This is a genomic window from Shouchella clausii, assembly GCF_002250115.1.
GTDB classification, from domain to species: domain Bacteria; phylum Bacillota; class Bacilli; order Bacillales; family Bacillaceae_D; genus Shouchella; species Shouchella clausii.
In genome coordinates, this window is record NZ_CP019985.1 from 1861011 (window position 1) to 1876141 (window position 15131).

At 46.1% G+C, this 15131-nt stretch carries 12 protein-coding genes and 1 CRISPR repeat array; of the genes, 10 read left to right on the forward strand and 2 right to left on the reverse strand.

Annotated features, from left to right (window positions below; genetic code table 11):
- Positions 1-167 precede the first annotated feature (167 nt).
- Together BC8716_RS09010 and BC8716_RS09015 are read right to left on the reverse strand one after the other, a co-directional pair.
- Positions 168-1439 (reverse strand): IS110 family RNA-guided transposase, encoded by a 1272-nt coding sequence (locus tag BC8716_RS09010; RefSeq protein ID WP_063609918.1) that lies wholly within the window; start codon positions 1437-1439, stop codon positions 168-170.
- A 337-nt stretch (positions 1440-1776) separates the two neighbouring features.
- Positions 1777-2270: a CRISPR direct-repeat array (repeat unit 32 nt; unit sequence GTCGCACTCTTTGTGAGTGCGTGGATTGAAAT).
- Positions 2271-2612: 342 nt separating this feature from the next.
- Positions 2613-3488 (reverse strand): LysR family transcriptional regulator, encoded by an 876-nt coding sequence (locus BC8716_RS09015; RefSeq protein ID WP_094424998.1) that lies wholly within the window; start codon positions 3486-3488, stop codon positions 2613-2615.
- A gap of 431 nt (positions 3489-3919) precedes the next feature.
- Between BC8716_RS09015 and BC8716_RS09020 the strand changes: the two genes are divergently transcribed.
- The 10 genes from BC8716_RS09020 to BC8716_RS09065 all read left to right on the forward strand — a co-directional run bounded on the left by BC8716_RS09020 (position 3920) and on the right by BC8716_RS09065 (position 15057).
- Complete coding sequence (locus BC8716_RS09020) at positions 3920-4150, forward strand: hypothetical protein (protein WP_094425000.1); 231 nt, start codon at positions 3920-3922, stop codon at positions 4148-4150.
- A gap of 65 nt (positions 4151-4215) precedes the next feature.
- A complete protein-coding gene (locus BC8716_RS09025) occupies positions 4216-5796 on the forward strand; it encodes an ABC transporter substrate-binding protein (RefSeq protein WP_094425002.1) in 1581 nt (526 codons plus the stop codon).
- A gap of 70 nt (positions 5797-5866) precedes the next feature.
- Positions 5867-6784: an ABC transporter permease gene (locus BC8716_RS09030; RefSeq protein ID WP_094425004.1), complete on the forward strand. Its 918-nt coding sequence runs from the start codon at positions 5867-5869 to the stop codon at positions 6782-6784.
- Positions 6785-6795: 11 nt separating this feature from the next.
- Positions 6796-7719 (forward strand): ABC transporter permease, encoded by a 924-nt coding sequence (locus tag BC8716_RS09035; RefSeq protein ID WP_011248497.1) that lies wholly within the window; start codon positions 6796-6798, stop codon positions 7717-7719.
- Between the two features lie 43 nt (positions 7720-7762).
- Positions 7763-8761 carry an ABC transporter ATP-binding protein gene (locus BC8716_RS09040; RefSeq protein ID WP_094425005.1) on the forward strand — a complete coding sequence of 333 codons (999 nt, stop codon included), beginning with the start codon at positions 7763-7765 and terminating at the stop codon, positions 8759-8761.
- The gene (locus BC8716_RS09045) at positions 8758-9792 is read left to right on the forward strand and encodes an ABC transporter ATP-binding protein (RefSeq protein WP_094425007.1); all 1035 of its coding nucleotides are present in this window, start codon (positions 8758-8760) and stop codon (positions 9790-9792) included. Before BC8716_RS09040 ends, BC8716_RS09045 begins: the two co-directional genes overlap by 4 nt.
- 50 nt (positions 9793-9842) lie before the next feature.
- Positions 9843-11054 (forward strand): M20/M25/M40 family metallo-hydrolase, encoded by a 1212-nt coding sequence (locus BC8716_RS09050; protein WP_094425009.1) that lies wholly within the window; start codon positions 9843-9845, stop codon positions 11052-11054.
- Positions 11055-11111: 57 nt separating this feature from the next.
- Positions 11112-12554: an SLC13 family permease gene (locus BC8716_RS09055; protein ID WP_094425011.1), complete on the forward strand. Its 1443-nt coding sequence runs from the start codon at positions 11112-11114 to the stop codon at positions 12552-12554.
- 65 nt (positions 12555-12619) lie between these two features.
- Positions 12620-13693: a M20 family metallopeptidase gene (locus tag BC8716_RS09060; protein ID WP_257252814.1), complete on the forward strand. Its 1074-nt coding sequence runs from the start codon at positions 12620-12622 to the stop codon at positions 13691-13693.
- A gap of 173 nt (positions 13694-13866) precedes the next feature.
- On the forward strand, positions 13867-15057 hold the full coding sequence (locus tag BC8716_RS09065; RefSeq protein ID WP_094425013.1) for a M20 family metallopeptidase: 1191 nt from the start codon (positions 13867-13869) through the stop codon (positions 15055-15057).
- Positions 15058-15131: the final 74 nt, after the last annotated feature.

Genomic DNA, 15131 nt, shown 5'->3' on the forward strand with positions numbered 1-15131 from the left:
GGATCCCTAGAAAGTCCATACATTCCTTCGTCCTGCGTATCCGTGGTGTGGAGGCCGGATATGCTCCTATACTGGGTCCATGCCCGAATGGGGTAAATATGCTCCGGCTCTGCACTGTTGGTGTTTGTCTTCAAATGATTTTGTTAAGTCAGCGTTTATACAGCCTGTCATGCTTGGTTCTGAGGGATGCCACACAAAAGCTTAGAACCATCAAATGGACACTGACGCTGTCCAATGACAAAAATAACTTTCAGTAACTTCCCACACAAAGCAATCAATGACTGTTGTTTTTTTAACGGCTTATCAGGGCGTTTTGTGTAATAGGAATGCAGGGCTTTAAAGGTGGAATTATGGGCAACGAGCGGGCGAATGGCAAGGTATAAAGCTCTTCTGAGCTTACTGCGGCCTCGCTTCGTTATCTTGGTTTGTCCTTTCCATTTCCCTGAACGATTTTCTCGTAAAGACAGCCCTGCTAAATTAATCAACTGCTGGGGATGGCTGTATTTGGTCAGATCGCCTGTCTCAGCCAGGATGGTTGTCACGGTAGCGACTCCCAGCCCTTTAATAGCCATCATTTTTTTAGCTCCTGGAATGGTCTTTCCCACCTCTTCAAGGTCCTGATCTAGTTCTTCCAGTTGGGTCTTGAACAGCTCGTATTGGTCGAGAAGGCAGCCCATTTCCTGCCTGGCAAAGCGAATGCCGACGGAAAGACCAATGCTTTTCTTTGCGGCTTCTACCAGCTTTGTCGCCCGTTGGATTCCCACTCCCCGTTGGACATAGGGCTTCCATTTCTGAAGCACTTCTTCAGGAGTCATCTGAGAAATGTCAGAAGGAAAAGGAAAGAACTTTAGCGTACAAAGGGCGGCTTTTCCTTCCCAGTCTCCGAATACACCGAAGAATTCCGGGAAGTAGCGCTGAATCAGATTTTGGATTCTGCCTTCTGTGGTCATAAGCTGTTCGACGAGCTGATCTCTTATTTTGGCGCCTTCTCTTAGTTCCGCATAAATGCCTTCTACGAGATTGGGTACGGAGTATCGCCCGTCTTTAATCAGCTGTGCAATCACTTTAGCGTCCTTTGTATCATTTTTCGTTGGTGAATTGTCATCAAGCTCTTTGCTTTTTTTCACGTGCATGGGATTGACGACAACGAACTGGTAATGCTTCGCAACAAGGTAATAAGCGAGGTTTTTCCAATAGTGACCGGTTGGTTCTGCCCCGAAAAGGATGGTCTTCTTTCCATTCTCTTGTGCATATCGTTCGGCCCAGACAATTAGCTGTTCAAAGCCATGAATGTGGTTTTCAAAGATCAGACGTTTCCCAAACTCGATGCCCCGGTCATCCTGAGCGCGGGCTACATGTTTGTCTTTGGCGATATCAATGCCAATGATTAAGGTGGATGGTGTGATTTGCTTGATTTTCTGGTTTTGTGTATAATTCATTGCGAGTCCTCCTTGGGTATCAATTAAGGGTCCTTTTCGCTGATCAGCTTTGGACACCTCGTATCATACCAAGGGGGCTCTTTTTGTTTCAAACCTCATAAACCTTCATTACAGGAATGCTCCTTTCAAGGAGAAACGAGGACAACGAACATTCAAAGTGCGAACCCCAAGCGCACATAAAATCCCTAGATCACCCGCACCAAAAATGGCCTTAAATATGTGTTAATATGTACAAAAATGTAATAATGTGATCTTGTTCACTGTGCTATGATAGGAAATAGAGGCAAAATCAAACGTTTTCGGTTGTTTATTTTCCGGAAAATGGGTAAATGTCGCTGTCGCACTCTTTGTGAGTGCGTGGATTGAAATCCATTCGCGGAATGCTGACAAAGCTGGTTGCACCGTCGCACTCTTTGTGAGTGCGTGGATTGAAATGATTTGACTTTGATTACGGTTGATGGAACAAATGTCGCACTCTTTGTGAGTGCGTGGATTGAAATTTTCTACACAAGCGAAATCTTTGATTACGAGGTTTGTCGCACTCTTTGTGAGTGCGTGGATTGAAATTTGCGACTCGACTAGGCCAGCGAGAAATTGAACGTCGCACTCTTTGTGAGTGCGTGGATTGAAATTCCTATGCTTTTGCAGCGCATTGACGAACCGATAGGTCGCACTCTTTGTGAGTGCGTGGATTGAAATCCAGCCTTGTTCGACCTCTACCTTTCCCTTTGTGTCGCACTCTTAGTGAGTGCGTGGATTGAAATTACCACTGCTTTTACGAAGTACTCGTTTAGCTCCTGTCGCACTCTATGTGAGTGCGTGGATTGAAATCAGATGTCCATGTTGATTTGACCTGTCTGTAAAGGTCGCACTCTATGCGAGTGCTTCATTGAATCTCTTTGACAGATGCTACCGATTCCGCGTCTAAAGGTCACACGTTGTGTAAGTAATAGAGTCAAATAAAAGTTTCTCTGGCCCACACTCTTTTTCATTGCAAAAACGTCGCACTCTATTTTGAGTGCGACGATGATCACTTCCACCTCTTGTTTGATTCCTTTCCTAACAGACCTATTTTCTTCTTGTAAAAGGTCTTTCCGATAAATGCTAGTCGGTTTGTTGTTGAAGGGTTTGCAACTTCAATTCGTGTAAGGAGAGTGTAAAATAGCGTAGCCATTAAAACGAATGTGCTTTCTGGCGCAATTGGGTTGTAACGAATTGGACAAACGCTTTGACGACAGAAAGGTCGAGTGCGGAATTGGAATAGATTAACCACGTTTTTCTTAATAGTGGGTGGTTATCAATGGCAAGGATGCGGTTGTATAATTGGTCGTGCGGCCGAAGGGAAATTTGAGGGATGATTGCGTATCCTAAGCCATTGCGTACCATTTCTTTGCAAGTCTCGATACGGTCGACTTCCATCGTTACCATTGGTGGCTGGCTAAAATGATGGTTCCACCAGTCTTTGATCATATTATCAAAGATTGGATCGGTTTTATAGGATATCCTTCCAATAGAAGGTAGATCACCCATATGAATCTTATTCTCTGAAATTAAACACACATTTTCTTCGCTAAGAAGTATACTTTGTTCTTTCCATTCGTAGCTTCCACGGATAATGCCAATATGCACTTCTTTTTTTTCTAGTTTTTGTGATATTTTTGTACTCCAGCCAGTTGTAACGTTTACTTGTACATTGGGATAGACCGCAAGAAAATCTTTTAAAATCGTTGGTAATCGATAGTGGGCGAAATGACTGGAAACACCGATTCGCAAGTGGCCTTGGATGTTTCCGGCCATGTTTAGCAGTTGGTCTTTTGTTTTGGCTAACTCATTTAACATTTTCCTCGAATATTCGACTAAATACTCGCCTTCGCTTGTAAACTGCAGTCTTTTCGTTCCCCGTTTGGCAATTTCAACTCCAAACTCATTTTCCAAACTTCTTAGTCTGTACGTCAAGGCAGGTTGTGAAATAAACAATTTTTCGGCCGCTTTCGTTATGTTTTTCATTTCATATAATGTCTGCAACAGTTCCCAATCTTTTTCGTTCATTGCGGCCTCCCTTAATATTTTTTGAAATATCTCTCATTTTACTTTAAAAAAACAGAAACAAGAAGGGATCATATTGGACCGGGAAGAAAATAGACGGCCTTTTGTAAGTGTGTGGCTTATGATTTTCCTACCCATTTGGTTTAGTTAGGCTTACTTTCAAGAAAATATGTGTAAGATTTCTTATCAAAAAATTTTTAAAAAGACGGAATACAGCGATTCGATAAGCGTCGATAACAGGGCTTTCGATCCCGCGTCTTTATTCAGTTATACCGCATTGTCTGCACGCTCGTTTGTTGAAGGAATAAAACATACTTATTGAAAGCCATAGAATAAATTTATTTTATTTATCGATCTCTATTCCTTATAATCAGATGTAATTCAAAGGGGGACTGGTAGAAAGCGATTACAAATGCGGAGGATCGCTATGTGGAATGAATGCAAAGACACATGCGAGCGAAGTGAGGATGGGGAAAAATATCGCCTATTTTTGGAAAATTTATTCAAGTTTCTTAATAGGGGGTGTTCTGTTGGAGTTGAAAGGTGAAGAAACTCTCAAAAAGAAGGATCGGTGTATTCCTAACAACGTTGATAAGCAAGTAAAAGACAACAATGGCTGGAATGTTCTTTTTTTTAAAATAAGAAATACAGGGAGGGAAAGCTAAACAGGAGACTAATAATTTTAAAATTACATTCGATTCGTATTAATGTGTATAAAGGGGGGCTTATAGTGAAGCGACCATTCTTGATGCAAATGATGCCGATTGTCGTTGGAGGGCTTTTGCTGTCTGGTTGTATGACGAATGAAGAAAACATGACCACGGCTCCAGACGCTGGAGGGGAGGGAGGTGCCTCATCTAGCAATGATACCACGCTGACGATTGCCCAAGGCTCGGATATGGTTTCCTTTGATGTCCACGATCATAGCAACACGTCTACTGAAGCGATTCACGTCAATATGTTCAGCTATCTCGTCAAAAATGATGTGGAGGGTGAAGGGATTGTTCCTGATCTTGCGACTGACTGGGAATTGGTCGATGACGAAACGTGGCAATTTACGCTTAGGGATGATGCTGTGTTTCATAATGGCGATCCAGTCACAGCCGAAGACGTCAAGTTTACGCTTGAACGTGTCGCCAAAGACAATACGTTGCAAGAACATGAAAATTACCGCCAAATTAACGAAGTAGAAGTGATCGATGATCACACTTTCCTTATTCACACAAACGGGCCGCAGCCAGTGTTGCTCAATCGATTGTCACGTCTTGGATCAGGCATTTTGCCGAAAGATTATATTGAAGAAAATGGCTGGGATCATTTTCTACAGGAGCCAGTCGGGTCTGGTCCCTACCAATTTGTTGAATGGATTCGTGACGATCGAGTCGTATTAGAGCGGTTCGATGATTATTTCGGCGGTGACGTAGCGGTGTGGGATCAACTCGTTTTCCGTTCGATCCCAGAGTCTTCTACTAGGGTTGGTGAAGTCATTGCAGGTGGTGTCGATATTGCCATGAATATTGCGCCCATTGACTGGGACCGGGTCAATGAAAACGAAGGCACCTCCATTGTCGAAGGACAAACAAACCGGACGATGATGTTGGTTCCGAACCACCGAGAAGAATATCCGACTTCCGATCCGCTCGTACGGGAAGCGATTGATTTGGCAATTGATAATCAGGCACTTCTCGACAACTTGATGGGCGGATCAGGAACACCGACTTTGACACGAGTCAACCCAGGGAATTTTGGCGCAAATGAAGCGCTTCATGGCGAGTACCGCTACGACCCTGACCGTGCCAAGGAGTTATTGGAAGAAGCCGGTTATGGGGATGGGCTAGAACTGACGCTGCATTCTCCAGATGGGCGCTACTTGCAAGATCGGGAAACAACAGAAGTAATTGCTGGGATGTTAAGCGAAGTCGGGATTGATGTAAAAATTGATTTCATGGAATGGAGCGCCTATGTCGATCTTCGTGATGCCCATGAACAGAAAGATTTGTATTTGATCGGCCTTACTGGTTCATTGTGGGATGCGGCTCACCAATTGCGCCACCATACGTCTATGGTCGCAGAGGACCATATTGGCTACAGCAGTGAAGAATTTGATCGGATCTATTTAGAGGCAGAAGTGAACATGGATGAAGCCGAGCGGGAACAACAGTACATCGATTTGCAGACGATGGCGGACGAAGAGTTAATCAATATTATGCTCTTCCAGCTGGATAGTTTTTACGCTGTCAATGATCGGATTCAGTTTGAGCCTCGTCTTGATGAAATGTGGAGAGTGGAGGAAATCACATTAAGCGAATAAGGATTGAAGGCTCGGAAGGAGGAAGGATGAAGACCTTGCCTTCATCCTTTTACTATCGGGGGTGGAACGATTGAGGAAGTATTTACTGTGGCGCGTTTTGCAAATCATACCGGTTCTCTTTCTAATATCGATTTTTGTGTTTGCCTTGTTGTACCTTGCTGGGGATCCTGTTGCGTTAATGCTTCCTGAGGATGCCACCCAGGAACAAGTGGATGCACTCCGGGAATCATTAGGGTTGGACCAGCCTTTTTATATTCAATATCTCTCCTTTGTTGGAGACATGATACAAGGGAATTTCGGTTATTCTTACCGTTATAGCCAGCCAGCTTTGCCGATCGTGCTGGAAAGGTTGCCGGCAACGTTCGAATTGGCCTTTGCGTCGATGATTGTAGCTGTACTGATTGCCGTCCCTCTCGGCATTCTCTCTGCAACAAAGCGAAATACAGCACTAGATGTATTCATATCCGGTGCCTCGGTATTAGGAAAAGCGATGCCGAACTTTTGGCTGGGCATTATGCTCATTCTTATGTTGGCGATTACGTATCCGTTCTTTCCTGTGTCTGGGAGCGGAAGCGTGGCTCATCTAATATTGCCCGCGATTACATTGGGAACAGGCTGTGCTGCAGAGATGACGCGTGTGTTGCGTTCAAGCATGCTGGAAACGTTAAACCAAGATTATGTGCGGACAGCCGTAAGCAAAGGGGTAAAAAACTTCTTTGTTGTTTATAAACATGCCTTTCGAAATGCGCTGATCCCGTTTATTACGATTACTTTTTTGCAAGTATCGACACTTGTCAGTGGCGCCTTGATTACAGAAGTGGTCTTTTCCTGGCCGGGACTAGGGCAGCTCTTAATTCAAGCCATTAATGGACGGGATATGGCGGTTGTGCAAGCGACTGTTTTTATCGTTGCTTTTATTGTGATTGTTGTGAACCTGATGGCCGATGTGTTGTATCGGGTTCTTGACCCTAGGATTCAATTTGATTAGGAGGGGACCCCATGCAGACAGAACAACCGGTGAAGCATTTGCGCAACCATACGACCGAGAATAGGCTAGCCAACTGGACGCGTAGGTGGGCCAGGCTCCTATTTAAAAGCAAGACCGGAACCATTGGCTTGATCATTACAGGATTGATCTTCTTGTTGGCGATATTTGCCCCTGTTCTTTCTCCTTACCATCCCAATGTCCAAAACTATGCTGCGATGAATGTACCGCCAGTATGGTTGGAAGGGGGAATGAAGGAACATCTTTTGGGGACAGACAATTTAGGGAGAGATATGCTCAGCCGAATCATCTACGGCACACAGGTCTCGCTTTTAGTCGGGGTTTGTTCCGTCGTGGTAGCGGGGGCGATTGGCATGTTTTTTGGTTTAATCGCCGGCTATTACGGGGGGTTCATTGACAATGTGCTCATGAGAATCGTTGATGCGTTTTTAGCAATCCCTAACGTCTTGTTCATTCTTGTCATCTTAGGCGTCTTATCTCCAGGGCTGTTGACTCTTATTTTTGTTATTGGATTGACGAACTGGGTCATTTATGCCCGGCTTGTTCGAGGAGATGTCTTATCCATTAAAGAACGTGAATTTATTAAAGCAGCGCGGACAATTGGAACGAAAAATCCGGTGATCATTTGCAAGCATGTATTGCCGAATGTAATGCCGTCCTTTATTGTGATTTCGACTTTGAGTGTAGCCACGACGATTGTCCTCGAAGCATCGCTCAGCTATCTAGGGCTAGGTGTTCAGCCGCCTACGGTGTCCTGGGGTGGGATGTTGTCGGCGGGGAGGGATTATCTGGCCACGAGCTGGTGGATTGCTACTTTTCCTGGATTAGCGATTATGATCACCGTTTTAGGGATTATCTTTTTAGGTGATTGGTTGCGGGATGTTTTGGATCCCCGTTCCCAAACGCTCCGTTCATAGTCTAAACGGCAGCAATTCAAGTTCTCATCTAGGAGGTTAGCGTATGGCACGACAGAACCGATTGTTAGAGGTAGAGAATTTAAAAACATACTTCCATACAGAAAACGGAACAGTCCCTTCTGTGGATGGTGTCTCGTTCCATGTGGATAGAGGGGAAACGGTGGCGATTGTAGGCGAATCAGGCAGCGGCAAAAGCGTGACGTCTTTTTCAATCATGGGTTTGGTGAGCCCACCAGGGAAGATTGAAGCGGGGCACATTCGTTTTGATGGAACGGAACTTACTTCCCTGTCGGAACGGAAAATGCGAAAAGTGAGAGGCAATGAAATTGCGATGATTTTTCAGGAACCGCTCACTTCCCTTAACCCGGTGTTTACGGTAGGCCATCAAATTTCAGAAGCGATTTTGCTTCACCAGGACACGAAAAAAGCAGAGGCGCGCAAACAAGGCATTGCTATGCTAAAACGTGTCGGCATTTCAAGAGCCGAACAAGTTTACCAGTCTTATCCACACGCTTTAAGCGGAGGGATGAGGCAGCGTGTCATGATTGCCATGGCGTTGTCGTGCAATCCGAAAATGTTAATTGCCGATGAACCAACAACTGCACTCGATGTCACGATACAAGCGCAAATTTTGCGGCTCCTTAAAAAGATTAGCAAAGAAGTCGATACGTCGATTATATTGATCACTCATGATCTTGGTGTCGTCGCAGAACTAGTCGACCGCGTCATTGTCATGTATGCTGGCCAAATTGTGGAACAAGCCGATGTGTATACGATTTTTAAGGATCCAAAACACCCGTATACGCAAGGGCTGCTGGAAAGTACGCCTAAGATTCACGAACTGCATGATGAGCTCAAGTCGATTCGCGGGGTTGTGCCAGTCCCAACAAACATGCCTACAGGTTGTCGTTTTCACCCTCGCTGTCCCCATGCGATGGACATATGCAAGGAAAAAGAACCGATGATGGTTGATCGTGATGGGAAAGCGCAAGTGCAAGTGCGTTGTTGGCTCTATGCTAGTGAGAAGGAGGATGTAGGATGATAAAGGAAGTCGCCAATACAAAGGAGGATGACACGCTTCTTGAAATCAAAGGGTTAAAAAAGCACTTCGATGTCACAAGAAAAATTTTTGCGAAAAAGAAAGACATTTTAAAAGCAGTGGACGGTGTCGACTTTATCGTAAAAAAGGGAGAGACATTTGGGATTGTAGGCGAATCGGGGTGTGGGAAATCGACAACTGGGAATATGATTATGCGTCTTGCCGATCCTACGGCAGGGTCGATCCATTTTGAAGGAAAAGACTTGAGCAAGTTGGCAAAAAATGAACAAAGCAAGATGAAAAAAGACATTCAAATGATTTTCCAGGACCCTTTTTCTTCCTTAAATCCACGAATGAGAGTGTTTGAAATCATTGCCGAGCCATTACGGACACACAAAATAGCAACAGGAAAAGAATTGAAACAACAAGTGTATGAACTACTGGACGTCGTCGGCTTGGACCGCTCGTTGGCTAAACGTTTCCCCCATGAGTTTAGCGGTGGGCAGCGTCAGCGGATTGGCATAGCCCGCGCCTTAGCGTTGCGCCCCAAGCTTATTGTATGCGATGAACCTGTATCGGCGTTGGATGTTTCAATCCAGTCACAAGTGCTTAATTTGCTTTCAAAACTGCAGAAAGATTTTGATCTCACCTATATTTTTATTGCCCACGGCCTCCCTGTCGTCAAACATATTAGTGACCGTGTGGCAGTCATGTACCTTGGAAAAATCGTCGAAACCGCAGCAACAGAGGAGCTGTTCAAGCATCCGAAACATCCGTATACAGAAGGATTGCTTCGCGCCATCCCTGTCCCAGATCCGACATTAAGAAGCTTGGATTCTGGGGAATTGCTAGAAGGGGATTTGCCAAGCCCCGTTAATCCACCAAGTGGCTGTCACTTTCGTACGCGGTGTCCTTATGCAGATGAGAAATGCAAAGCGGAGGCCCCTAAACTACAAGAAGTAGCAAAGGCCCACTATGTAGCATGCCATTATCCATTGCAAGCGGGGCGCGGGGTCATCATGGAACATGTTTAAAGGGAGAAGCTTATAAGATGCGTTCTTACTAGAAAAGGGAGGTGCAAATCGTGCAACAAACGTATGAAGCATTGAAAAACGATCCCGCCATTCAACAAGGATTGGCCTTTATTGAAGAAGATGATGAACAGACACTTGCTGAGCAAGTGGCCATGACGGAAATACCAGCGCCACCATTCAAGGAAGCGGAACGGGCGACGTACGTGCAACAGAAGTTCAGTGAATACGGACTAGAAGCAGTGCGGCGAGATAAGGAAGGCAATGTCATCGGCTCCTATAAAGGGGTGGGAGATGGGCCTGTAATCGTCCTTTCCGCTCATTTGGACACTGTCTTCCCCGAAGGAACAGACACGAAGGTAAGACGGGAACGAGACAGGTTGTGTGCCCCAGGCATTTTTGATGATACGAGAGGGCTTGCGGAAATGCTATCCATCATTCGCGCTCTGCATAGGACGAATGTAAAAACAAGCGGCACCATCCAATTCGTCGCATCGGTAGGGGAGGAAGGAATAGGGGATTTAAGAGGTGTAAAAGCTTTTTTTGCTGACTCGCCGCATGTTGACGCCTTTATTTCTATTGACGGAACAGGTGTAGGGCATATCGTCTATGAAGGAACAGGCAGCTGTCGTTATAAAATCACGTATTCGGCAACGGGTGGGCATAGCTATGGCGACTTCGGGCTACCAAGTGCGATTCATGCCGCTGGAAGGGCAGTTGCAGCAATTGCCGATTGCCGGCCGCCGACTGAACCAAAAACGACCTTTACGATTGGAGAAATTGCTGGCGGAACGGCAGTCAATGCGATTGCAAGCTCTGCTTCCTTTCACCTTGATGTCCGTTCGACAAGTCCACAAGCGTTGGAACAGTTGGAATCGACTTTCTTAAAAGCATGCGAACAAGCGGCTGAACAAGAAAATAGCCATTGGCAAAAGCACGATGTCACAGTCGATATAAAACGAGTCGGCGACCGCCCCGCAGGACGGCAAGATAAAGAGGCAACGATTGTGCAAGCTGTTGTTCAGGCAAGCAAGGAGCTAGGCATTGCTCCGACTTTGAAAGGGGCAGCGAGTACCGATTCCAATATTCCGATTCACTTAGGAATCCCGGCGGTCACTGTGGGACGAGGAGGGAATGGAGGAGGAACACATACGCTCGGGGAGTGGTTTGAACCTGTGCATGCTTATCTCTCGCCCCAAAGAACGTTTTTGGCTGCCCTTGCCCTTGTCGGCGTTGACCAAGTGTCTCGTCCACTTCTCGCCTAGTCGCCTAGCAAACACCGTCATTCCGGTAAAAAATGTATACAAATAAAGGTGGAACCGATGTCCAGTCAATTGGATGCTGACAACATGAAAAAGCCAAGCAAGGCAACCTACAAATATGTGGTGCTCGGTGTGCTGCTGCTATTCTTGTTTGCCTCTCCTTTCTTGCCTGTTCCCGAGTCGATGGAACTGAGAGGGTGGAGCGCTCTTGCCGTGGTAACTTTAGGGATTGGACTGTGGTTTACCCATCTCCTTCCTCCGGCAGTGACTGCAATGCTTCTGATTGTCCTCTTCCCTTTGTTTGGCGTTCTAACGTTTGAACAATCAGCGGCGAGCCTAGGCAAAGAAGTGATTTGGCTAATCATCGCCATGCTAATGATGGGCGCCGCGGTTGAACGTACTGGATTGGACAAACGCATTGCATTCACGATCCTGATGCTGACAAAAGGAAATATCCGCCTTGTCCTACTAGCATTAATTTTTGTCGGGTTTGTGTTAACGTTTTTTCTTCCGAATGCGATCGGAAGAGTCGTCGTTTTGCTGCCGATTGCTTTAGGGGTTGTCCAGTCATTGGCAGGAACTGGCGGGCCGAACGTAGGAAAAGCGAGCATGTTTGCGATAACGTATACACCTATTATCTGTTCAGTCGCGTTAATAACTGGGGCAACGGGCTCTGTCTATGCAGCAAGTCTGTTTGAAACGATGCTCGGCTTTGAATGGCGTTACTTGTACTGGATGGCGGTCATGTTGCCGTCGACGCTTGCCATACTACTTATTCTTTGGCTTGCGCTTCTATGGCTATTTCCTATAAAGGCTGGGAAGCACGCTCAAGGAGAAGCTTATTTTGAACAGGAAAAAGACAAGCTTGGTCCAATGTCATTCCAGGAGAAGACGCTGCTCATTTTGTACGTCTTGTTAATCACGCTATGGACAACACAAAGCGTGCATCAGCTGTCTATTTCTTTCTCCGCCGTGTTGATTGTGATTGCTTTGTACATTCCGGGCATCCAACTCATGGAGTGGAAAGAAGCAGTAGCCAAAGTGGATTGGTCCATTCCTCTCTTGTTTTCTGCGGGCTTTTCAATGGCGGAAGCATTTGAAGCAGGTGGCGTTGTTCAGTGGTCTTCATCGTTGGCTTCTGCTCATTTAAATGGATTGCCAGCGTTCACACTAGCCGTGTCCTTGTTGCTCGTTGTTGCGGCTATTCGTATCGGTTTTACCAATTTAACTGCTATGATTGCGTCTTTGATGCCTGTGGCATTAACGTTTGCGGCAGGATCGAATGTGAACCCGGTCTGGCTGGGAATGATTTGCCTTGCTGCTTGCAGCACAGGCTTTCTGTTCCCTTCCCAGTCGGTAGGGACAATGATGACGTATGCTCTCGGTTACTATACAAGCCAGGAACTATTGAAAGTAGGAGCGATCCTAACATTATCGGTCATTGTCATAACCCTTCTGGCTGCATTTCTTTATTGGCCGCTTATTGGCCTGCCAGTTCATTAAGTGCTAAAAGCGAAGAAATTCGCTGTAAAAGGGTGGAAACAACGCTGTTTAAAGGAGATTAATGGATGTTAAAAAATAAAAGCATAACGGAGAAGAAAAGAAACATTGAAGAAGCGGTAGATCGAAGAGACAGCGAGTTGCGGCAGCTGGCGCTGAATATTCACGACCACCCAGAGTTGGGGTATCAAGAGTATAAGGCTTCTAACTGGCTGTCGACTTTGCTGGAAAAGGAAGGGTTTGCCGTGAAGCGAGGGATAGCTGGGCTGGACACAGCTTTTACAGCCACTTGGGCAGGGAAGGCAGGGGGGCCTGTTATTGGCTTGTTAGCGGAATATGATGCGTTGCCAGGTCTTGGCCATGCCTGTGGCCATAACCTTATTGGCACTTCTTCTGTCGGTGCAGCGCTTGCATTAAAGGATGCGTTTCCAGAACTCCAGGCAACGATCCAGGTGATCGGAACGCCAGCGGAAGAAGGATTAGGCGGGAAAGTCATTATGTGCGAACACGGGGTTTTCAATCATCTTGACGCAGCGATGATGTGCCACCCGAAAAACAAGACAATGGTCATAAGAGGCGGTCTAGCGCGGGTAGGCGCAACATTCAAATTTTATGGAAAAGAATCGCACGCAGCTTCCGCGCCAGAAAAAGGGGTGAGTGCCCTAGATGCCCTAGTGGGAGCCTATAACGCCATAAATAGTTTGCGGCAGTTTTTTTCCGATGATGTCAGAATTCATGGGGTGATTACCCATGGCGGCGATGCGGCCAATATCGTTCCTGGCTATAGTGAAGCTTCGTTCCTAATCCGCTGCAATACGCGAAAAGAACTCGAACACGTAAAAGAAAAAGTCTACACAGCTGTGCGCCAGTCGGCCGCTGCAGTGGGTGCCACAAGCAAGATTGAAGAACATCTTATTTACGCAGAACGAAACACAAACAAAACATTGGCGAATCTTTTTAAAGAAAATTTGCAATTGATGGGCATCGAAGTCAGTCCGCCGCCACTTCAAGGGGGGATCGGTTCTTCTGATATCGGCAATGTCAGCCAGCTTGTACCTACGATTCACCCGTACATCAAAATTGGAGAGGCAACCAACCATACCCACGACTTTACAAACGAAACCAAGTCAGAGGGGGGCTGAAAGGCATGAATCAAGCTGCAAAAGCGCTCGCGATGACAGCCTATGATTTATGTGAGCTACCTGGAGCGTTACAGCGCGTCAAAGAGGAGTTTGCCAACTGGCAATTAGAAAACGTCTAAACTTTTGTGTGCATGGCTTAAAAAATAAAGCGGTAAGAAAGGTGGATGTTTCCAATGGCAGCAACAATACTGGCGGAAAAACAAGAGATTTTAACGGCATTGGATCAACGGGATAAGGAACTTAGAGAGCTGGCGCTCATGATTCATGCCAACCCAGAACTGTCTTTTAAAGAATACAAAGCAGCAGAATGGTTATCTGCTTATTTAGAAAAAGAAGGTTTCCAAGTAGAACGGGGCATTGCTGGCTTAGAGACGGCGTTTACGGCCGTTTGGGAAGGCAATCCAGGTGGCCCGGTTATCGGGATAATAGCGGAGTATGACGCATTGCCAAACTTAGGCCATGCTTGTGGCCATAATCTCATTGGCACTGCTGCTGTTGGCGCAGCCGTCGCATTAAAAGATGCCTACCCTGAATTGCAAGGAACGATTAAAGTGATAGGCACACCGGCGGAAGAAGGCGGCGGCGGGAAAATTTATATGTGCAACCACGGCACCTTCAACGATCTCGATGCTGCGATGATGGTCCATCCAAAAAACAAAACGATGGTGTTGCGTGGAGGACTAGCATGCATGACAGCGACGTTTTCGTTTTATGGAAAAGAATCACACGCCGCCTCAGCGCCAGAAAAAGGGATCAGTGCCCTAGATGCGCTCATTCAAAGTTACAATGCCATCAACAGTTTACGGCAGTTTTTCACCGATGATGTTCGGATCCACGGAATCATTACTAAAGGCGGCGATGCGGCCAATATCGTCCCTGGACATTGTGAAGCCCAATTTATCATCCGCGCCGCTATAACCAATCGGCTCCATGAAATAAAGGAAAAAGTATATGAAGCGGTTCGCTATTCGAGCCAATCAGTCGGCGCCAAATACAAGATCGAAGAAGGCCTCATATATGCCGAGCGTAACAACAACCATGCCTTGGCAGAGCTTTTTAAGGAGAACTGGGAAGCAATGGGCATTGAAGTAGAAGATCCACCAAAACAAGGAGGAATCGGCTCCTCCGACATCGGCAATGTCGGCCAGGTGACAGCCACCATTCATCCCTATATTAAAATTGGCGAAAACACGAACCATACGTTTGAGTTTACAGAAGATACAAAGTCAGAAGGCGGCATGAAAGGCATGAATCAAGCCGCAGCGGGATTGGCGATGACCGCCTATGATCTATGTACCAATCCAGATGCATTAAAAGCAATCCGCGATGAATTTGAGGCGTGGAAAAAGACGCAAGGACGTTAGTCAGGAAGCGCCTGTTTTAGACAGGTGCTTTTTTAGGCGCAGGGAGGATTGGAGGAAACACTGGTTCCATCATG

Bases quoted from the DNA above. Each gene is read 5' to 3' on its own strand.
- BC8716_RS09040 (WP_094425005.1), top strand. From the start codon at position 7,763: ATGGCACGACAGAACCGATTGTTAGAGGTAGAGAATTTAAAAACATAC.
- BC8716_RS09055 (WP_094425011.1), top strand. From the start codon at position 11,112: ATGTCCAGTCAATTGGATGCTGACAACATGAAAAAGCCAAGCAAGGCA.
- BC8716_RS09020 (WP_094425000.1), top strand. From the start codon at position 3,920: ATGAATGCAAAGACACATGCGAGCGAAGTGAGGATGGGGAAAAATATC.
- BC8716_RS09035 (WP_011248497.1), top strand. From the start codon at position 6,796: ATGCAGACAGAACAACCGGTGAAGCATTTGCGCAACCATACGACCGAG.
- BC8716_RS09010 (WP_063609918.1), bottom strand. From the start codon at position 1,439: ATGAATTATACACAAAACCAGAAAATCAAGCAAATCACACCATCCACC.
- BC8716_RS09065 (WP_094425013.1), top strand. From the start codon at position 13,867: ATGGCAGCAACAATACTGGCGGAAAAACAAGAGATTTTAACGGCATTG.
- BC8716_RS09015 (WP_094424998.1), bottom strand. From the start codon at position 3,488: ATGAACGAAAAAGATTGGGAACTGTTGCAGACATTATATGAAATGAAA.
- BC8716_RS09060 (WP_257252814.1), top strand. From the start codon at position 12,620: ATGTTAAAAAATAAAAGCATAACGGAGAAGAAAAGAAACATTGAAGAA.
- BC8716_RS09045 (WP_094425007.1), top strand. From the start codon at position 8,758: ATGATAAAGGAAGTCGCCAATACAAAGGAGGATGACACGCTTCTTGAA.